This is a genomic window from Streptomyces sp. NPDC002742 (genome assembly GCF_042888885.1).
In the GTDB taxonomy this organism is placed as follows: Bacteria; Actinomycetota; Actinomycetes; order Streptomycetales; family Streptomycetaceae; genus Streptomyces.
Map to the genome: position 1 here is coordinate 1 of NZ_JBIAQF010000004.1, position 18,892 is coordinate 18,892.

16 protein-coding genes are annotated in these 18,892 nt (G+C 70.0%); 6 read left to right on the forward strand and 10 right to left on the reverse strand.

The genetic code is table 11. The annotated features are described in order from the left end of the window. From ACFYW8_RS07515 to ACFYW8_RS07540, 6 genes are all read right to left on the reverse strand, one after another. Nucleotides 1-1,121: homocysteine S-methyltransferase family protein (locus ACFYW8_RS07515; protein WP_389068857.1), on the reverse strand; the 1,121-nt coding region annotated here is incomplete at its 3' end. Then, nucleotides 1,118-2,101 (reverse strand): carbohydrate kinase family protein, encoded by a 984-nt coding sequence (locus ACFYW8_RS07520; RefSeq protein ID WP_389068858.1) that lies wholly within the window; start codon nucleotides 2,099-2,101, stop codon nucleotides 1,118-1,120. The genes ACFYW8_RS07520 and ACFYW8_RS07515, both read right to left, overlap by 4 nt. A gap of 37 nt (nucleotides 2,102-2,138) precedes the next feature. Continuing rightward, nucleotides 2,139-3,347, reverse strand: a complete 1,209-nt coding sequence (gene metK, locus ACFYW8_RS07525; protein WP_389068861.1) for a methionine adenosyltransferase — start codon at nucleotides 3,345-3,347, stop codon at nucleotides 2,139-2,141. 223 nt (nucleotides 3,348-3,570) lie between these two features. Next, nucleotides 3,571-4,332, reverse strand: coding sequence for a thioesterase II family protein (locus tag ACFYW8_RS07530; RefSeq protein WP_389068864.1), 762 nt, complete (start codon nucleotides 4,330-4,332; stop codon nucleotides 3,571-3,573). 182 nt (nucleotides 4,333-4,514) lie between these two features. Further along, nucleotides 4,515-5,363 (reverse strand): BTAD domain-containing putative transcriptional regulator, encoded by an 849-nt coding sequence (locus ACFYW8_RS07535; RefSeq protein WP_389068867.1) that lies wholly within the window; start codon nucleotides 5,361-5,363, stop codon nucleotides 4,515-4,517. Nucleotides 5,364-5,827: 464 nt separating this feature from the next. Further along, nucleotides 5,828-6,571, reverse strand: coding sequence for a TetR/AcrR family transcriptional regulator C-terminal domain-containing protein (locus tag ACFYW8_RS07540; protein ID WP_389068870.1), 744 nt, complete (start codon nucleotides 6,569-6,571; stop codon nucleotides 5,828-5,830). Between the two features lie 189 nt (nucleotides 6,572-6,760). Between ACFYW8_RS07540 and ACFYW8_RS07545 the strand changes: the two genes are divergently transcribed. From ACFYW8_RS07545 to ACFYW8_RS07560, 4 genes are all read left to right on the forward strand, one after another. Then, nucleotides 6,761-7,369: a PadR family transcriptional regulator gene (locus ACFYW8_RS07545; RefSeq protein ID WP_389068873.1), complete on the forward strand. Its 609-nt coding sequence runs from the start codon at nucleotides 6,761-6,763 to the stop codon at nucleotides 7,367-7,369. Between the two features lie 2 nt (nucleotides 7,370-7,371). Further along, entirely contained in the window at nucleotides 7,372-8,337 is a 966-nt protein-coding gene (locus tag ACFYW8_RS07550) for an ATP-binding cassette domain-containing protein (protein ID WP_389069601.1), read from the forward strand. Nucleotides 8,338-8,348: 11 nt separating this feature from the next. Further along, a complete protein-coding gene (locus ACFYW8_RS07555) occupies nucleotides 8,349-9,104 on the forward strand; it encodes an ABC transporter permease (RefSeq protein WP_389068876.1) in 756 nt (251 codons plus the stop codon). Between the two features lie 114 nt (nucleotides 9,105-9,218). Then, nucleotides 9,219-10,169: an aminotransferase class I/II-fold pyridoxal phosphate-dependent enzyme gene (locus ACFYW8_RS07560; protein ID WP_389068879.1), complete on the forward strand. Its 951-nt coding sequence runs from the start codon at nucleotides 9,219-9,221 to the stop codon at nucleotides 10,167-10,169. Here ACFYW8_RS07560 and ACFYW8_RS07565 read toward each other — a convergent pair. Beyond that, nucleotides 10,056-11,354 carry a Glu/Leu/Phe/Val dehydrogenase dimerization domain-containing protein gene (locus ACFYW8_RS07565; protein ID WP_389068882.1) on the reverse strand — a complete coding sequence of 433 codons (1,299 nt, stop codon included), beginning with the start codon at nucleotides 11,352-11,354 and terminating at the stop codon, nucleotides 10,056-10,058. The two genes, ACFYW8_RS07560 and ACFYW8_RS07565, sit on opposite strands and share 114 nt — an antisense overlap. A gap of 314 nt (nucleotides 11,355-11,668) precedes the next feature. Between ACFYW8_RS07565 and ACFYW8_RS07570 the strand changes: the two genes are divergently transcribed. Beyond that, a complete protein-coding gene (locus ACFYW8_RS07570) occupies nucleotides 11,669-12,433 on the forward strand; it encodes a hypothetical protein (RefSeq protein ID WP_389068885.1) in 765 nt (254 codons plus the stop codon). 1 nt (nucleotide 12,434) lies between these two features. Beyond that, nucleotides 12,435-14,390 carry a prolyl oligopeptidase family serine peptidase gene (locus tag ACFYW8_RS07575; RefSeq protein ID WP_389068887.1) on the forward strand — a complete coding sequence of 652 codons (1,956 nt, stop codon included), beginning with the start codon at nucleotides 12,435-12,437 and terminating at the stop codon, nucleotides 14,388-14,390. Here ACFYW8_RS07575 and ACFYW8_RS07580 read toward each other — a convergent pair. Genes ACFYW8_RS07580 through ACFYW8_RS07590 form a run of 3 tightly spaced genes read right to left on the reverse strand, consistent with a single transcriptional unit; the run spans nucleotide 14,374 to nucleotide 18,880 of the window. Continuing rightward, nucleotides 14,374-15,006 carry a GAF domain-containing protein gene (locus ACFYW8_RS07580; RefSeq protein ID WP_389068890.1) on the reverse strand — a complete coding sequence of 211 codons (633 nt, stop codon included), beginning with the start codon at nucleotides 15,004-15,006 and terminating at the stop codon, nucleotides 14,374-14,376. The two genes, ACFYW8_RS07575 and ACFYW8_RS07580, sit on opposite strands and share 17 nt — an antisense overlap. Then, nucleotides 15,006-15,842: a S8 family serine peptidase gene (locus ACFYW8_RS07585; RefSeq protein ID WP_389068891.1), complete on the reverse strand. Its 837-nt coding sequence runs from the start codon at nucleotides 15,840-15,842 to the stop codon at nucleotides 15,006-15,008. The genes ACFYW8_RS07580 and ACFYW8_RS07585 overlap by 1 nt, the downstream gene beginning before the upstream one ends. After that, the gene (locus tag ACFYW8_RS07590) at nucleotides 15,839-18,880 is read right to left on the reverse strand and encodes an AAA family ATPase (RefSeq protein WP_389068894.1); all 3,042 of its coding nucleotides are present in this window, start codon (nucleotides 18,878-18,880) and stop codon (nucleotides 15,839-15,841) included. Before ACFYW8_RS07590 ends, ACFYW8_RS07585 begins: the two co-directional genes overlap by 4 nt. Nucleotides 18,881-18,892 lie beyond the last annotated feature (12 nt).

Sequence of the window (18,892 nt, forward strand, 5' to 3'; positions counted from 1 at the left end):
GCCATCTCCACACAGTCGTCCCAGCGCCCCTCCAGCATGGCCTCGCGGAACTTCTTCGACCCGTTGGCGTTGGTACGCTCACCGATCGCCATGTAGGCGGTGTCCTGACGGAACGGGACCGTCTGGTAGAGCGAGGCCGCACCCGGCTCGGGCCGCGGATCGCGCACGGCGGGCGTGACACCGTTCACCCGCTCGACCACCTGGCGCAGGTGCTCCGGCGTGGTGCCGCAGCAACCGCCGATCAGGGACAGGCCGTACTCGCGTACGAAGTTCTCCTGGGCGTCTGCGAGTTCCGGCGCGGTCAGCGGGTAGTGGGCGCCGTCCTTGCCGAGGACGGGCAGGCCCGCGTTCGGCATGCAGGACAGCGGGATGCGCGAGTGGCGGGCCAGATAGCGCAGGTGCTCGCTCATCTCGGCCGGGCCGGTCGCGCAGTTCAGGCCGATGAGGTCGATGCCGAGCGGCTCCAGCGCGGTCAGCGCGGCACCGATCTCCGAACCCAGCAGCATGGTGCCGGTCGTCTCCACCGTCACCGACACGATCAGCGGGACTTCGTACCCGGCCGTCTCCATGGCCCGGCGAGCGGCCAGCACGGACGCCTTGGTCTGGAGCAGGTCCTGGGTCGTCTCGACGATCAGCGCGTCGGCGCCACCGGCGAGCAGACCCTCGGCGTTGCTCTGGTACCCGTCCCGGATGGCGCCGAAGGTGGTGTGGCCGAGGGTGGGCAGCTTCGTACCGGGTCCCATCGAGCCCAGTACCCAGCGCGAGCGTCCGTCCCGGGCCGCGAACGCGTCGGCCGCCTCGCGGGCGATGCGGGCGCCGGCCTCGGACAGCTCGGCGATGCGCTCGGGGATGTCGTACTCGCCCAGAGCGGTGAGGTTCGCTCCGAAGGTGTTCGTCTCCACACAGTCGACGCCGACCTCGAAGTACGCCTCATGGACCGAGCGCACGATGTCGGGACGGGTGACGTTCAGGATCTCGTTGCAGCCCTCCAACTGCTCGAAGTCCTCCAGCGTCGGGTCCTGCGCCTGAAGCATCGTGCCCATCGCACCGTCGGCGACCACGACACGGGTGGCGAGCGCTTCTCGGAGTGCGTCGGTTCGCCTCCGGCCCTCGGCGGTCATGACGGCGACTCCGGCGCACTCGCAAGGCGTTGGGCCGCTTCGGGCCCGTAGGCCCGGTGCACGATGCCGAGCAGGGTTGCCCAGTCGGTCTCGTAGGTCTGTGAACCGACCGTGCCCAGGGCGACGGAGGCGAGTGCGCAGCCCAGTCGGGCCGCGGTTTCGAGAGGAAGCCGCCGACCGACGGCGGCGAGGAAACCGGCCCGGAAGGCGTCCCCCACTCCGGTCGGGTCGACCACCTCGGTGTCGGGGATCCCCGGGACGGTGAGGGACGGCTGCCCGGCTCGGTCGATGCGGACACCCTGCTCGCCGAGGGTGGTGACCCAGGTTCCGGTGGTCGAGAGGATCTCGTTCCTGTCGCAACCGGTGCGCTCCTGGAGCAGGGCGGCCTCGTATTCGTTGGTGAACAGCCATGTGGACCCGGCGACCAGCTCGCGCGCCTGGGCGCCGTCCAGCCGGGCGAGCTGCTGCGAGGGGTCCGCGGCGAACGGGATGCCCAACGCGCGGCAATCGAGGGTGTGGCGCAGCATGGCGGCCGGATCGTTGGGCGAGATGAGGACCAGTTCTGGCCCGGTGCCCGCGGTGGTGAGGTCCCCCAGGTCGATCTCGGCGGCCTCGGCCATCGCGCCCGCGTAGAAGGCGGCGATCTGGTTGGCGTCCTCGTCGGTGACGCAGACGAAACGGGCGGTCTGCCGTCGGGCGGAGACCCGCACGCCGGTGGTGTCGACGCCGTGTTCCTTCAGCCAGATCTCGTATCCGGCGAAATCGCTGCCCACCGTCCCGACGAGGATCGGGTTCAGCCCGAGGACGCCGAGTCCGAAGGCGATGTTGGCCGCGACTCCGCCGCGTCGCACGTCGAGCCGGTCGACGAGGAAGGAGAGCGAGAGGTGTGCCAGTTGGTCGGGGAGCAACTGGTCCGCGAACCGGCCGGGAAACACCATCAGATGGTCGGTGGCGATGGATCCTGTCACGGCTATGCGCATGCGTACTCCTTTCGGATCGTGGGTTCCGGTACGGGGTTCAGGCGACCGCAGCGCGCTTGAGGTGCTGGGCGCGGTCGGTGCGTTCCCAGGTGAAGTCGGGGAGTTCACGACCGAAGTGGCCGTACGCGGCTGTCTGGGCGTAGATCGGGCGGAGCAGGTCGAGGTCACGGATGATGGCGGCCGGGCGGAGGTCGAAGACCTCGGTGACGGCCTGCTGGATTCGGTCCACCGGGACCGACTCGGTGCCGAAGGTCTCGACGAACAGGCCGACCGGCTCGGCCTTGCCGATGGCGTAGGCGACCTGGACCTCGCAGCGCGAGGCGAGGCCCGCGGCGACGACGTTCTTCGCGACCCAGCGCATCGCGTACGCGGCGGAGCGGTCGACCTTGGACGGGTCCTTGCCGGAGAAAGCGCCGCCGCCGTGCCGGGACATGCCGCCGTACGTGTCGATGATGATCTTGCGGCCGGTGAGGCCGGCGTCGCCCATCGGGCCGCCGATCTCGAAGCGGCCGGTCGGGTTCACCAGCAGGCGGTAGCCCTCGGTCTCCAGCTTGATGCCGTCCTCGGCGAGTCGGCCCAGGACGCTGCCGACCACGTGCTCGCGGACGTCGGGGACGAGCAGGCCGTCCAGGTCGATGCCGGGTGCGTGCTGTGCGGAGACGACGACGGTGTCCAGTCGTACCGGACGGCCGCCCTGGTACTCGATGGTGACCTGGGTCTTGCCGTCCGGCCGGAGATACGGAACGGTGCCGTCCTTGCGGACGTCGGTCAGGCGGCGGGAGAGCCGGTGGGCCAGCTCGATGGGCAGGGGCATCAGGTTCGGGGTCTCGTCGGTCGCATAACCGAACATCAGGCCCTGGTCGCCCGCGCCCTGCCCGTCCAATGCCTGGCTCTCCCCCTCGACCCGCTGCTCGTACGCCGTGTCGACTCCCCGCGCGATATCCGGGGACTGTGCGCCGATGGAGACGGAGACGCCGCATGAGGTGCCGTCGAAGCCCTTGGCGGAGGAGTCGTAGCCGATGGCGAGTACGGCGTCCCGCACGAGCTGGGCGATCGGCGCGTACGCGCTGGTGGTGACTTCACCGGCGACGTGCACCTGACCGGTCGTGATCAGGGTCTCCACGGCGACGCGGGAGAGGGGGTCCTCGCGCAGCAGGGCGTCGAGGATGGTGTCGCTGATCCGGTCGGCGATCTTGTCGGGGTGTCCCTCGGTGACGGATTCCGAGGTGAACAGATGACGGGACATGTCACTCCAGGCGGTCGTGGACAGAGACTTGGGGCGTCGGCGGCCGGGCGGGAAGGGGCCCGGACCAAGGAAGGAGCGTGCACGGGAGCGGACAAGAAACGCTCGAAGAACGAATGAACCCAGGCCGGAGCGGAGGGCGCCGGGTTCCGTGTGCGCGCCGCGACGGACGTCCCGAACCGTCCGCGTCCGGCCGCGCTGCAGTAGTCCCGGGCCCTCGTGTCGGTCAATTCCCCGTACGAGTCACTCGCCCTGCCCGGCGCACCGCGTGGCATGCCTGCCCGAGAAGCCGGGGCAGTTCCTGGCCGCGCACGAAGAAGTGGCCACCTGAGACCGTGCGCAGACTCGTGGGCTCCTCGCTCCAACGGCTCCAGCCCTCCGCAGCCGCGGGCGACACCGTCGGATCGTCGTCCGCGGCGACGACGAGCAAGGGCGTGGTGAGCGGGCCGGCCGGCGACGGTGTGCACGCCGCAGCGCGCAGTGCTCTCGCGAGCGCCAGATCATCACGAAGCACCGGTTTCACGGCACGGTCCCAGATTCCCCCGGTGCCTGTGCCGGGCGTGCCAGGTGGTACCACGCCCATCTGGTTCAGCGTGCGCAGGAGTTCGGCATCCGGTACGCCGAGGGCGTACGCCGGTTCGGGCGGCATGTGCGGGGGCGGGCAGGCGCCGACCGCCAGCAGCGCGGGACCGGGCCGACCCGCCTCGTGCAGGGCACGGACGATCGTGTAGGCGACGAGGGCGCCGAGGCTGTGCCCGTACAGGACGAACGGGGCTGTCGGCGCACCGGTGAACAGGCGCATCACATCGTCGAGCAGCGCCTCACGGGTGGTGACCCGGGGTTCGCGGCGCCGTCGGTCACGGCCGGGCAGCAGCACCGGGATCGGCTCCACGCCGGGCCCGACGCTCGCCGCCCAACCGTGGAACGCCGAGACGCCCGCCCCGGCATGCGCGAAACAGTAGAGCCGTACCGGCTGTTCGCTTGGCATGGGATCCTCCTCGCCTGCGCGGAACACGAGAGGATCCGAGGGTCGTCGACCGCCCTTGACAGCGACTTGAGAGCGGCCCGGACAGCGACACGGCCGCCGGCACGTGAGCGGCTCCCACACCCCGAGCTGGGGCTCACGGCGCGGGAGCGGCATGCGGCTTGGGCCACACCGCTCGGCAGCCCTTAGGCGGCACTCGGCCCCGGATGCCGGTTGAACGCCCAGGGAGCCGCCCCCCAGCCGTATCCGGCGCTGTCGTCACGCGGCGATGCCGAGCTGAGGACCACCTGCTGGGTCCTCTGCACCTGCTGGGAGGGCTCCAGACCGAGTTCGTCCATCAGATTCTTCCGAAGCCGGTGGAATACGCCGAGAGCCTCCGAGCGCCGCCCCGCCAGATGAAGCGCACGCATGTACTGTTCATGAATGTTCTCGTTGAGGGGCTGCTGGCCGGTCAGCGTGACCAGATCGACGATGGCGTCGTCATACCTGCCCATCTGCAAGTCGGCCTCGATCCTGCATTCCAGCGCGATCTGCTGCTGCGTCTGAAGCCCCCGCACCTTCGGCTCGAGTATGGAGCCGATCGGCACATCCACCAGAGCGGGGCCTCGCCAGAAACCTAACGCCTTGCGCAGAAGACAGGACCCACGCTGCGGATCCCCCTGCGAAAGAGCGATTCGCCCCTGGGTCGAGAGTTCGCTGAATTGACGAAGGTCGAAGGGGGCCATGGGCAGCCGCAGGAGATAGCCACCCTGCCGGGTCAGCAAGATATCCCGCACCACTGTGGAATCATCCTTGAACGCATTCGAGATGAGCTTCCGAAGATGCAGGATGTATGTCTGCAGGGTTGTTTTCGCACTCCGGGGCGGACGCTCCGCCCATAATTCGTCAACAAAGCTTGATGCCGTCACGACTTGCCCTTCATTAAGGGCCATGAGCGCGAGGACCTGCATCTGCTTCGGAGCGGTAGGAGTGACATCAATGCCATTAATGCTGAACTGCAACGGGCCCAGGACAGACATGGCCACCTCTGCCATATTCGTCGACTCCATTGACATTCCAAGCCCCTCCATCAACGTGAGACCATCTATTGGGGATCGCGGTCCTTATTGACTGGGGTACAGCCCGAGCGGCACCCAAAAAGCAGCCCAACCCACCCGATCAAGAATCCCCCGTCCACCAACGACGCTATACCAGACACCAGAGCAGATCAAGAAGTTTGTGTGATTATTAGAATCAATCACTCCTCAAGGGACACTCGAGGCACCTTTGAGATAATCGACTGTCAGGATTTCTCTGCAGAATGAACCAACTTCGATAAAAACCGATACTTAACTACTTAAAATTCCCATAGCCAATACACATGATTGACCTCCTCCTTACCGGCCGATTACACGAAAACACCTCGGCCGTTCCAGATTCAACAGAATCTGGAGATGATGTTCCGTCGACAAACGAAAGGACCCGGCCGCGACGCGGCCGGGTCCTTCGACTTCGCCCGTCAGGCTCGTTCGACCCGGAGGGCCAGACCGTCCAGCAGGGCATCCAGGCTGATCTCGAAACTCTCATCGACGGTCAAGTGCCGCGCCCCGGCCCGAAGGAAACGGGAGAACGTCGGGTACCGGCCGCCCGCGACAAGGCCGTCCAGGAAAGCCGCCACGTCGAAATGCCTCTCGTGGGTACTCCTGGTGCCGGCCCGGACGCGCTCCATCTCCGCCTCCTCGGCCTCGCACATCGCCGTCCCCATCACGTGGCCGGTGACGATGGCCGCGTAGGCCGCCGCCACGGTGACATCCAAGCCGGCACGCTCCAGCACCGCCATGGTGTGCTCCAGCCAGCTCAGCGCCCGGGGGCCGAAGAGCGGCCGACGGAAGGTCAGCCGGGCGAACCACGGATGGCGCCGGATGGCCTCGCCCAGCTGGAACGCGCCCGCGCGCAGATCCGCCCGCCACTCCCCCGACTCACTCCATGAGGGGACCAGTTCGGCGAAGACGCCGTCGAGCAGCAGGTCGTCCAGGTCGCCGGGACGTCGGATGTGGAGCCCCAGCGAGGGGCCGGCGGTGCCGAGTTCCGTCGTGACGCGCTCGACCGACACCGCGGCAAGCCCCTCGGCGTCGGCGATCCTCAGCAGCGCCGCGGTGATCTCGGCGCGGGTCAGCGGCGGCTCCAGCAGAGCGCCGTCCGGCTCGGAATCGGCCCAGATCAGAGGCGGGACCTCGGGTACTGGTTCGACGGTTGCCGCCATCTCTCACTTCCCTGATTGATTGCGTTGACGAGGTCGCCGGTCCACACGGGCGTCCGGCGCCCTGGTACCCGCCCCCGGTGCCCGGACAGGCGGCCCCAGCGTGGTGCGCACAGCTCGAGGCCCCCTCGAACCGGAGTTGACGGTCGAGTCCGATTGACAACATGAATCTAGTTCAGTGAAGCTAGAAGCATGAATCTATCTCGCCTTGTGGTGTTGGGACTGCTCGAGAGCGGCGGCCCGCAGCACGGCCACGAAATCCGCAGACAGGCCGAGCGCAGCAACGTCCAGACCTGGGGCGGCGTCAGCATCGGTGCTCTGCACCGCGAACTGCGCACGATGGAGACGCAAGACCTCGTCGAGGCCGTCCGCACCGAGCAGGTCGGACGCCGCCCCGTCCGGACCGTCTACCGGATCACCGAGGACGGTCGGACCGAACTGCGCACCCTCCGGGGGAAGGCCATCTCCCAACTGCACTTCGGCCCGGACCCGCTGGGAGTCGCGCTGCTCTTCGGCCGGGTAGGGGACCGCGCGGAGATGCTCGCTCTGCTCGCCGGGCGCCGCGAGGTGCTCGCTGTCAGTCGCGACGGCGTTGCCGCCGAATGCCGACGCCTCACCGAGCAGGGCCTGATCACCGCGTTCGACGCGGCGATGTTCCGCCGCCGGGAAATGCAACTGGACGCCGAACTGCGCTGGCTCGAGCAGTTCGAGAAAGACGTGGCCGACATCTCCGATTCCGGACCGGCCGCCGACGTCGAGCGGGCCGAACCGGCAGACCAGCCCACTGAGGAGAAGCCGTGAACATGATCGAAGCGGAAGACCTGTCGAAGACGTACAAGAACAAGAAAGGCGGGGTCCAGGCCGTCACCGGCGTGAGCTTCCATGTCTCGCCGGGCGAGATCGTCGGCTTCCTGGGCCAGAACGGTGCCGGAAAGACCACCACGCTGCGCATGCTCACCACGCTGCTGCAGCCCACGTCCGGCAGCGCCCGCGTGGCCGGATGCGACCTGCGCACCGATCCGCAGGGAGTCCGCCGCAAGATCGGCTACGTCGCGCAGTCCGGTGGCACCTCACCCGCGGCCTCGGTGCGCAGCGAGATGATCCTGCAGGGACGGCTCTACCAGATGTCCCAGGCCGACGCGGTACGCCGCGCGGACCGGTTACTCGGGGAACTCGACCTGACCGGGCTCGCGGAACGCCCGACCATCACGCTCTCCGGCGGGCAGCGCCGCCGGCTGGACATCGCCCTCGGCCTGGTCCACAAGCCCGAGGTGCTCTTCCTCGACGAGCCCAGCGCCGCGCTCGACCCGCAGAGCCGCAGCATGTTGTGGGACCACGTCCGCGAGGTCCGGGAGAGCCACGGCACCACTGTGTTCCTGAGCACGCACTACCTGGACGAGGCCGACGCGCTCTGCGACCGGGTGCTGATCATCGACCGCGGCCGGATCGTCGCCGAGGACAGCCCGGCCAACCTCAAGCAGCAGCTGGGGTACGACGTCGTCACCATGGAGCTGCTCTCCGGGGCCGCCCGGGCCGGAACCGCGCTCGCCGAGCACCCCGCCGTCCGCGACGTCCAGGTCGACGGCGAGACCCTGCGGCTGACGGTGGAGCACAACGACCGCGTGCTGCTGGAGTTCCTGCGCACGCTCGACGGCGTCGACGTCGAACCGACCTCCATCCAAGTGGTCCGCCCCACGCTGGACGACGTCTTCCTGTCCATCACCGGCCGCTCGCTGGACACGGCGGCCCCGCAGCCCCTGAGCGTCTGAAAGGACTTGTCGTGCAGGTAATCAACGACTCGCTGCTCATCTTCCGGCGGCACATGGACACCACGCTGAAGAACAAGATGAGCGTCGTCATCGGCATGGTGCAGCCGGTGCTCTATCTGTTGCTGTTCGGCCCGATGCTGGAGAAAGCGCTGCCCAACGCGTCCGGGCACAACGCCTGGCAGGAGTACGTGCCGGGACTGCTCGTCCAACTCGGCCTGTTCGGGGCCGGATACGCCGGGTTCAACCTGATCCCGGACATGCGCGCCGGGGTCATCGAACGCATGCGGGTGACGCCGGTCAGCCGACTGGCCCTGCTGCTCGGCCGGGTCATGCGGGACGCCGTGGTCATGCTCTTCCAGGCACTCCTGCTGACCCTGGTCTCCGTCGGGTTCGGGCTGCGGGCCCCGTTGCTGGGTGTGGTGGCCGGGTTCGTTCTGGTTCTGGCGCTCGCCATCAGTCTGGCCTCACTGTCGTACCTGCTGGCGCTGAGCCTGCCGACGGAGTACCTCTTCGCCCCGGTGATCAATACCGTGGTCCTTCCGCTGATGCTGCTCTCCGGCATCCTCCTGCCTATGACGTTCGCTCCGGATTGGCTCTCCGTTCTGTCCCGCCTCAGCCCGTTCCGGTACATCGTCGACGCCATGCGCGACCTCTTCGCCGGCCACTACGCGACCGGCTCGGTGCTGGGCGGTGCCATTGTCGCCGTCGTACTGGTCATGGGCTCGCTGACGCTCGGCACCCGAAAGTTCGTCAAGGCCAATTCCTGAGCCGGAGCACCGGTTTCCGGGATACGTGCACCGGAGGGAAGACAAGGACGAATCGCTCCCGGTCGGGAACGAAGCGACGTTGACACCCGGGCGCGAAGGACAGAGGCTCGCGCCATGGCCGAACTGTTCGACCTCGGTGGGGAATGGCCGCGGTGGCCGGATGCCGCGGTTCGGCTCTGGCGGCGGGCGATGAGCCGGGCCGGTGCGGCCACCGATCCGTCGTGCTGGGTGCCGCAGGAGGGTGATCCGCTCCTGCGGGAGCAGCTCGCGAGCGAACTCGGCGTGTCGGCCGGGCAGTTGGTGGTCACCTCGGGCGTGCGAGCGTCCGCGGCCGCCCTGGTGCGCACCTGCAGCCCCGTGCTGGTCGAACGCCCGACCTTTCTGGGGGTGCCCGATGTGCTGGCCTCCCACGGGATTCCCGTGCGGTCGAGCCGATGGGAGCAGATCACCGAGGCTCCCCGGGGATCGGCGCTCTGGGTCACCGTCCCCTGCCGGAATCCCGACGGGCGGCAACCCGACAGGCGGTTCCTGGACGACCTCGCCGCGGCTGTCGACCGCGGGGTCCGGGTCATCTGCAACTCCGCCTACGCGTGGTACGCGGGACCCGCCGAACTGCCGCCGGGCGTGGTCCGGGTCGGAACGCTGCACAAACTCGCCGGACCCGGCGCCGGTATCGGCTGGGTGATACGTGACGACACCGAGGCCGTCTCCTGGCCGCCGCCGGGCATGCCGGTGCCACCGCCCTTCTGGCAACGCACCTGGGCCCATTTCATCGAGGACGGCGGGCTGTCCCTGTTGCGGGCGCCGCTCCGCGAGCTCGAGGCCGTCCGTTCGGCCTTTCTCGCCGGGGCCGGTCGCCCGGACGGGGGAGCCGGGCCGCATGTGCTGCTGCCCGTGCCGGTACCGGAGCCGTATGCGCTCTCCGCGCTCGCAGCAGTCGGCATCGTGGCCTCACCCGGGGCCGCCTTCGGGGCCGGGGAACCCGCGGTACGGGTCTCTCTGATCGGCCTGACCGCCGACGCCGCGCGAGGTGTCGGCGAGCGCATGAGGGCCGCGCTCTCCTGACACCGCGTACCGCCCGTACCGGCCGGCGATCACCGGCAGCCGCTCCCCCGCCAGTCCGTGCGCCGCCGCGCGTGGCGTCACACCCTCCCGGTCGGCCCGCCGCAGCACCTCGTCGATCAACCGCCGCATCGAGCGCCTGATGTGCCTGAAGGTCTGCTCCACGTCAGCCTCCAGATCGCCGAACAGCGTCCACCACCACCAGGCGTTGGTCGCGGAGTTCACGATGACGTCCGGCAGCACGGTGATGCCGCGGGCTCCCAGCCGCCGCTCGGACGACGGCAGCACCGGGAGGTTTGCGGCCTCGACGATCCACCGGGCCCGTATCCGTGCCTCGTTCGTATCGTCGATGCAGTACGAGACCGCGGCCGGCACCAGCACCTCCGCGTCCGCCGACAGCCAGGCCTCGCCCTCCCGTTCGGCGTCGCCGGGCCGTAGGCACTCTCGGTCCACGGTGCCGTGCGCATCTCGCGCAGCGAGCAGCCGCTCGACGTCGAGGCCGTCCGCGTTGACGATCGTTCCCTTGACGTCCGCGACCGCGACGACCCTCAGCCCCGCCTGCGCCAGAAACCGGCCGGTCGCCCCTCCCATCGTCCCGAAGCCCTGGATGGCCACCCGGGTGTCCTCGTAAGCCCGGCCGGCCCGTTCCAGCCCGACCAGCACCGACTCGGCCACCCCGCAGCCGCCCACCAACTCACCGAGCCCGACGCCCTCGACCCGCAGGGCGAACGCGTCGGCGAGCCGCTGCCGGGCGGCCTCCTCGTCGTCCAGCAGGGGCCGGACCGCCTGCGCCGCGGAGGCCACTCCGACCTCCATCAGCGCCTGGTCCACGGTGTCCTGGGACAGCCCCAGATCCTCCCCCAGGGCCCAGCAGTTCTCCACGTACGGCCTCATCGCCCGCAGATAGCGCACCAGTACGCCATGAGCCCGCGGATCCAGCGGATCGCAGTCGATGCCGCCCTTCGCGCCGCCGAGCGGCACATAACGGGCCTGCGGGTCGTAGTGCAGGGCCTCCTTCATCGTCATGCCGCGAGCCAGGTCGGCGACCTCGTCGAGGGTGCAGCCGGCCCGCATCCGCAAGCCGCCGCTGGCGACCCCGCGGACCAGCGTGTCGATGACCAGATGGCCCTGGCGGCCGGTGACCGGGTCGGTCCAGGTGACGGCGAGGAGAGGTGCGGTGGATGTCAACGGCGCTCCTGCACGACGGACGCGGATGAGGGCAGCCGATGTCAACGGCCCTCTAGAGGGCGGGCGTTGGGCGGTATTGACACCGGATGAGGCGATCCACTAGTCACGTCAGTGTGCCATCGACACCAGAACCTCACGGCGGCTTCCACCGATTACGGCCGCCCTCCGGGGCCCTGATCCGCATCACCCCTTCGCTGCTGCTCGCCGAAGCGGGAGAGCTGACCTGGCATCCGTCGGCCGCGCTGGTCCATGCCGTGACCCAATGTCTGGCGCTCACCGGGACGAGCCCGCGGCTGGCCCTGGTCCATCATGCGATGCCCACCTTCCGCGCGGCCGGGCTGGCCGAATCGGAAGCGGTCGAATGGACCCGGCGCTTACGCCGGGAGCTCTGCGACCAGGCGTTCGAGCGTCTCTGCGAGCGCTATCCGGATGAGCTGAACCCTTCGGGGCTGCCGCTGGAACCGATCGAGTTCGATCTCGACGGCTACGGCATCAACGTGAACTTCATGGGCGACGGTATCGATTTCCGAGCCAATCAGCAGGCCCACTTCGATATCGTCGAACCGCTCGGCTCGAACCTCTACGGCCCCAACGTCAACATCCGCGGCGGCTGGCCCGTCTTCTGTGACGGCCGAGCCTATTGCCGCGACCGGGGCCTCGACATCAGAGAGATTCTGGACAAGGTTCCGGCCAGCCGGAATCTCACCTTCCGATTGCCGCACTACCGCGCACTGCTCGAGGACTACTCCGTCGCCTACCAGGTGGACATGACCGACGACACCCCGTTCACCGTCTTCGTCAACCGGGTCGAGGAGGCCGGGCTGCTGCACGGCGCCACGGAGGTCGCCAAGGCGGACCCCGAGACCGACGCGCAGCGGCCCATCCGGCATTACGCCTGGGACAACGTCTCCCCCGCGGCCGCCGACCGCTGGTACGCGGAACTCGGCCAGGAGAACCGGCGTACGCCGGGCGAACCGCACCGCCTCAAACCGCTCATCCCGGAGAGCGTGCGGACGGCCAGAACCCCGCTCCTGATTCCCGTACCAGGCGATCCGACCGGTTTGCCGGAAAGGCTCTGACTTGCCACCCTCCCCGTTCACCGAGGCGGCGCCTGGATGGCTGAGCCTGGGGGTGCCCGCAGGAGCCGGCGCCCTCACCGGGCTCGCGCTGTCGGCCGACGGCATGCTCGTGGCCGCCACCCTGGTGGCCCCCGACCCGGCCGCGGACCGGGACCGGGCCACCACCTGGATCCGCTCGACCGCCGCATCCGCGGCCTGGACCAGACTGGATACAGGCTGCACCGAGCTGGTGTTCGCCCCGACCGGGCGAAGGCTTCTCGGCCTGGCCCGGGCCGAGGAGGGACAGGTCTGCGTGGTGATCGATCCGGATGCCGGTACGGCCGTCCGGGCCACACCTGCGATGATCTCCGGCGGCGCACCGGTGTGGCACCCGCAGGGCAACGGTTTCGCGTGGTCGTGCGCAGCCCTTCCGGACGGCCCGCGCCCGCTGCACCGCACCCGGCGGCTCGGCTTCGACCTGGACGGGCGTGGCTGGCTCGGCGAGGACGTACGGCAGGTCCATGTTTTCCGGGGCTACGGCGGCTACGGGGGCTTCGGGCCCGGCGACGAGAAGCCCACGGTGATCGAGTCGCCCACCGACTGCCGACACCTCAGCTGGGCGCCGGACGGCCGGACGCTGCACTTCGTCACCGAACGGCACGACGAACGCTTCCGCGACTTCGGCGCCCAGCTCTTCGGAGTCGACCTGGACAGCGGCCACGAACGTCAGCTCACCGAGCCCGACCTCGTCGCCGCGGCCTCGCTTCCGCTGCCCGGCGGGGCGGTCGCCTGCGTGGCGCTGACCCGTGCCGCGGGCTGCGGCAGTGCCGGAGCCGTGTACACCGTCGATCCGGAGTCCGGCGAACGGGTACTCCGGTTGACCGACCCGGCGGCGTGCGACATCGCCCATCCGCTGACCTCTTATGCCCACGGGCTTGCCGCCGTGGGCGGTCTGCTCGTCACCGTGCAACTGGCCCGCGGCGCGATGCCGCTGCTGCTGCTCGATCCGGAACGGCCCGGCAGACAGCGCCGGATGCTCGACGGTCCCTGCGAGGTGCACGCGTACGACGCCGGGCCCGGCGGGATCGCCGCCCTGGTGCGCTCGGGGGCGACCGCGGAGGACGTACTCTTCCTGCCCGCCGAAGAGCTGCCCGAGCCCGCGGCGGCCGTCCTGCCCGTCCCGCCGGCCACCACCTGGCAGACGGACGGCACGCCCCGGCTCCGGCCCCTGGACATCGCGGGGATCGACGCCTGGCTGGTCACGCCGGAGGGGCCCGAGCCCGCGCCCCTCGTGGTCTGGCTGCACGGGGGTCCCGGCGCCCAGGCCGGCTGGACGGTCCCGCCCGATGTCCAGCGGCTGGCCGCGCACGGCTACGCGGGCCTCTATCTGAATCCGCGCGGTGCGGCCGGACGCGGCGAGGACTTCACGGCCGCGCTGCTCGGCGGGCCCGGGACGATCGATCTCGACGACGTCGCCGCGGCGCTCGACGCCGTGGTGGGTCTGCCCGGGATCGATCAGGACCGGGTCGGCGTGCACGGTGTCTCCTACGGCGGCTACTTGGCCGCGCTGCTGTGGAGCCGGACACCGCTGATCAAGGCCGCCGTGGTGGAACGCGCCATCGTCAGCTGGGACTTCCACCGCACCGGCAGCGATCTGGGCATTCCGGTCACCGACGGCTACTGGCGGGGCGGCCCCGGGCCCGGACAGCGTCCGGATCCGCTCACCGTGCCGCTGCACAACTCCTCGCCCGTGCTCGTCCTGGCCGGGGAGTTGGACCGGCGCTGCCCGCCGGCCGAATGCCGGCTGCTGTTCGGCCGGCTGGTGGAGGAGGGTGTGCCCGCCGAGTTCGCCGTACTGGCGGATTGCGGCCACAGCGTCGGCGCGGCACCGCCCTCCGTCCGGCGCGCCCGCGGTGCGGCACTACTGGACTGGTGGACGACTCAGCTGCCCGGGACAGCCGCTACATCAGCTCCCTGATGAGCCGCAGCAGCCGGACCGCCGTCTGTCGCTTCTCCTCGCTCAGGGCCGAGAAGGCCGAGGTCAGCGCGGCCAGTTCACGCAGCTCGGCGTCGGCCTCCACAGCCTCGCCCACCGTTCTGTCGCGCTCGACGAGCTGCAGCACGATCGACGCCTGACCGGCGAAGGGCGCGACGAACTCCAGACACCCGATCCCGCGCTCCTCGCCCAGCTCGTAGTCGAGCACCTCCATCACACCGACCGGCGCATCGTCCTTGATCAGCGGAAAGGCGACGATCGACCGTGGTACGTATCCGGTGGATTCGGCGACGTCCTTGGCGAAGGAGGGCTCCACCGACACGTCATCCACCACGATCGACTGGCGGGACAGCAGCGTCCAGCCGGCGATCCCCCGGTCGGACGGGTACCTGCGGCCGATCATCGAGTCCTCGCCCTGTCCCGCGACCGCCTCGAAGACGAATTCACGCCGGGCGATGTCGAGCCGCTGGATCGAGCAGGCCTGGGCGACACACGCCGCTCGCGTGGTCTCCGCGATCGACTGGAGGAGCAGCCGGTGCGCTCGCCCGTTCTCGGCGCCGCCCGCGCCGAGCAGCAGGGCGAGGTCTTGTCCCTCCATCAGGTTCCTCCCGTGACGTTTCCCGCGATGAGATGAAGCACCGTCTTCACTTGATACGGAGTCAGGCCGCCGTGTGCGCCGAGGATGCGCGCGCACATGCCGCTGACGTGCGGAGTGGCGAAGCTGTTGCCGCTGCAGACCATCTCGCCGCCGTTCAGCCAGCCGACCGGCACCCGGTCACCGCGGGCGAAGAACTCGACCGGCGGCGCCGGGTTGTACACCAGCAGCTCCGGGTCCGGCTGTTTGTGGCTGCCGACGGAGATCACCGAGGCGAAGCGCCAGGGGAAGCTCTCTATCGGCGTATTGTGCGCCGACGCGACGATCAGGTTGCGCCGGAAGTACGCGACGTCGGCCAGGTGGTACAGGGTCCGTGCCACCTCGGGTTTGGTGGTGGACAGGCTCATGTTGATGACGTCGAAGTCCTGTTCCAGCGCCCAGCGCAGACCCGTGATCAGCGCCTCGCCGCTGCCGAAGTAGCCGAGTCCGAGCACGCGCACACTGATGATCTCGCAGGCCGGGGCGAGCGACCGGATGATGCTGGCGCACGCCGTGCCGTGCCCGCAGACATCGCCTTCGGTGTCCTCGGTGACGACCGATTGCCCGCCCTGGGTCTCCTGCACCGCGTACGCCCCCTGGATGGGACCGACCTGCGGATGATCCTGTTCGACCCCACTGTCGAGGATGCAGACCCGGGCCCCGGCGCCCGAGCCGTCGCCCCAGGCCCACTCCTTGCTGATCGGGTGCGGCCAGCTCACCGGCTGCGGTGCCGTGCCGGCGGGGCCGTCGCCGAGCCGCCAGGACAGGGAGAGTTCCGCTCCGCCGCGCCCGGGGGTCATCGTGGGTCCTCCCCTCGGGTGAACCGTTCCGCCTGTTCGATACCCGCCAGATGGCCCTTCGCCCGGTACCGGGCCAGCGCCAGATCCGCCGCCCGTCGAGCTTCCGGCTCCCGGCCCAGTTCTCGCGCCAGATGCGCCTGGTCCAGCAGCGCGACAGCCTGGATCTCCGGGGAATCGGTCATGCCGGCGAGCCGTAGGGCGACTTCGACGCTCGCCTCGGCGGCCTCCGGGTTCCCCCGGGCGAGCTCCGCCCGGGCCCGCGCGCCGAACCAGCCGGCCGGGAAGTCGCCGTCGTGCTGCCATTCCGGCTGCGAGCGCAGGAGGTCGACGGCCTCTGCGGCCCGGCCGAGCCGCAGCAGCACCCTGATGAGATCGCCGGCCACCGCGGCGTGCTGCACGCCGCCGAACCGGCCGAGCGCGGTGCAGGCGGTCCGCAAGCGCTCCTCGGCCGCCGGCAGATCTCCGCCGAAGGTCTTGACCGTGGCGGCGAAGACCGCGATCGAGATCCTGGCGAACTCATGGGCGAACTCCGAGACCAGCCTCTCGGCTTCGCCCAGCAGCCCCTCGGCCCGCGTCAGCTGCGATCTGCTCGCGAGCAGTACGGCGAGGGGACACATCGCCGCGACGCGCACCAGCCGCCCCGAGGCGGGCACCCCGGCCAGCAGCGACTCGCACTCCTCGATCGCCCGCGGCGCCGGTGTGGGGCCGCGCCAGAGAGAGAAGGCGAGGCCCCCGATGCTCTGCGCGTGCTGCAGATCGTCGGCCCCGGGCACCGTACCGGACCTGCTGCGTTCAAAGGCCTCGACGGCCCGCAGATAGCGGCCGTTGGACTGGTGGACCTGGCCCATCAGTGAGTAGGCCTTGCTCAGTCCCCTGGCGTCGGACGCCTCGGTGAAGACGGGCACCGCGTCGGACGCCAGGCGGAGCAGACGATCGGCGGTCAGCTCCGAGGTGGGCAGCTGGACCAGCCCCAGCCGGGCATGGGCCAGCGTGGCCCCGTCACCGTGCCGGGCGGCCTGCGCGACCGCCTCCTCGTAAGCGGTCCGTGCCTCGTCGAGCCGGGTCGTGGCCATCAGCGCGGTGCCGAGCTCGGTCAGCATCGGGCTGCGGGCCGGATCGTCCTCGGGCACCGCTTCGAGGGCACGGCGCAGCAGATCGGCCGCGGTACGCAGATCGCCCTGGCTCATCTCCTGCCCCGCGGCGGTCCGCAGGGCCGCCGCCGTCCGGGACCGGAGCGGTTCGGCCGCCTCGGCGTTCCCCAGTTCGTGGAAGTAGGCAAGGGCACGTTCGAGGTGTCCGCCGATCTCGTCGGCCGCCTTCTCGCCGTGCAGCTCGTCGAGCAGCTCGCCGATCCGCTGGTGCATCCGGGCCCGGATCCGCTTCGTGATGGACTCATAGGCGACCTCTCTGATCTGCAGATTGTGGAACCGGTAGGCGCCGGCTCCGGCGGCCTCCAGCAGCCGCCGGTGCGCGAGCCGGTCCAACGCGGGCTGCAGTTCCGCCAGTTCGAGCAGGGCTCCGAGCAGTTCAGCCGTGCACTCCATGCCGTGGACCGCGGCCCATTGCAGGATGGCGGTCTCGTGGGCGTCGAGGGTCTGCAGGCGGGCCGCTATCAGCGCCCGGATGGTGAGGGGCAGCGAGTCGATGCCGGAGCCGTCACCCACCGCACCCACGAGTTGCTCGATGTACAGAGGATTGCCGCCCGAGCGTTCCGCGATTCCGCGCACCGTCGCCTCGGCGGTCTCGCCGTGCAGCGCGACGTCGAACTGACTGCGGGCGAGGCTCTCGGCGGCCTCGTGGTCCAGCGGGGCCAGCAGCGCGGACGCAGCCGACAGGATGCCGCCCGACCAGGTCGGGCGGCTGTCGAGAAGTTCGAGCCGGGTCAGGCAGAGCAGCATCACCGGCACATCACGCAGCGAGTGGGCGAGCTGCCCGATGACGTCGAGCAGCAGGGGCTTGGCCCACTGCATGTCGTCGAGTACGAGGATCAGGGGGCACTCCGCCGCGGCCGCCTCGAAGAGTCTGCGGGCCGCCCAGAGCACATCGTCCGCGGTGTGGTCGACGGCGCCGTCGCCGAGCGCCTCGGCCGCCGCCCGCAGTCCCGGCTCGACCTGCTCGCCGCGAGCCAGCTCGGCGAGGGTGCCGAGCAGCGGGCCGAGCGAGACACCCTGCGAGAACGGCGGGCATCGTCCCGTGAAGACCTTGGCGTAGCTCTGTGCCCAGCCGAGGAACTCGTGTGCCAGCCGTGACTTCCCGATGCCCGGTTCGCCGTAGACCGTGACGATCCTGGCCATCCGGCTGTCCCGCAGATGATCGAAGTTGCCCCGCAGAAACCGCAGTTCGGCCTCCCGGGCCACCAGCGGCGCGGTCATCCGCCGCTGGATCCCGCCGGCGTCGGGGTCGACGTCGCGCACCAGCCAGGCGGGGACCGGTGTGCTCTTGCCGGCGAGCTGCTTCGGTGCGAGCGGTTCGAGCAGGACGGCCCCGCTGACCAGCGCGCGGGTCGCGCCGCCGATCACGATCTGCCCCGGTGCCGCGGTCTGCTGGAGCCGCGCCGCGACATTCACCATCTCGCCGTTCACCCGCACCTGGGCTCCGTGCCCGGAGACCATCACCTCGCCGGTGTTCACTCCGATCCGCACCGCGATCCGCACACCGAGCCGCTCGGACAGCTCATGATCGAGCAGTTCGGCCTGCCGGCACATCGCCACGGCTGCCCGGACCGCCTGCAGGGCGTCGTCCTCGTGCAGTTCGGGGACGCCGAACACACCGACGACCGCGTCCCCGATGAACTTCTCCACCGTCCCGCCGTGCCGCTCCAGGGCACGCCGCATCCGCTCGTAGTAGCGCCCGACGACGGCGCGCAGCGGCTCGGGGTCCAGGCGTTCGCTGAGCGCCGTCGAGCCGACCAGGTCACAGAAGACCACGGAGACGACGCGTCGGGTCTCCGACTGGTCGTCAGCCGCGACCTGTTCACCGCAGTACGGGCAGAACCGCGCCTCGGGCAGCCCCGGCCGCCCGCACGCGGCGCAGTCCACGATGTCTGACGA

Excerpts from the sequence above, each read along its gene's own strand:
- ACFYW8_RS07520 (WP_389068858.1), bottom strand. The coding sequence starts at position 2,101 with ATGCGCATAGCCGTGACAGGATCCATCGCCACCGACCATCTGATGGTG.
- metK (WP_389068861.1), bottom strand. The coding sequence starts at position 3,347 with ATGTCCCGTCATCTGTTCACCTCGGAATCCGTCACCGAGGGACACCCC.
- ACFYW8_RS07530 (WP_389068864.1), bottom strand. The coding sequence starts at position 4,332 with ATGCCAAGCGAACAGCCGGTACGGCTCTACTGTTTCGCGCATGCCGGG.
- ACFYW8_RS07535 (WP_389068867.1), bottom strand. The coding sequence starts at position 5,363 with ATGGCAGAGGTGGCCATGTCTGTCCTGGGCCCGTTGCAGTTCAGCATT.
- ACFYW8_RS07540 (WP_389068870.1), bottom strand. The coding sequence starts at position 6,571 with ATGGCGGCAACCGTCGAACCAGTACCCGAGGTCCCGCCTCTGATCTGG.
- ACFYW8_RS07545 (WP_389068873.1), top strand. The coding sequence starts at position 6,761 with ATGAATCTATCTCGCCTTGTGGTGTTGGGACTGCTCGAGAGCGGCGGC.
- ACFYW8_RS07550 (WP_389069601.1), top strand. The coding sequence starts at position 7,372 with ATGATCGAAGCGGAAGACCTGTCGAAGACGTACAAGAACAAGAAAGGC.
- ACFYW8_RS07560 (WP_389068879.1), top strand. The coding sequence starts at position 9,219 with ATGGCCGAACTGTTCGACCTCGGTGGGGAATGGCCGCGGTGGCCGGAT.
- ACFYW8_RS07570 (WP_389068885.1), top strand. The coding sequence starts at position 11,669 with ATGCCCACCTTCCGCGCGGCCGGGCTGGCCGAATCGGAAGCGGTCGAA.
- ACFYW8_RS07580 (WP_389068890.1), bottom strand. The coding sequence starts at position 15,006 with ATGGAGGGACAAGACCTCGCCCTGCTGCTCGGCGCGGGCGGCGCCGAG.
- ACFYW8_RS07585 (WP_389068891.1), bottom strand. The coding sequence starts at position 15,842 with ATGACCCCCGGGCGCGGCGGAGCGGAACTCTCCCTGTCCTGGCGGCTC.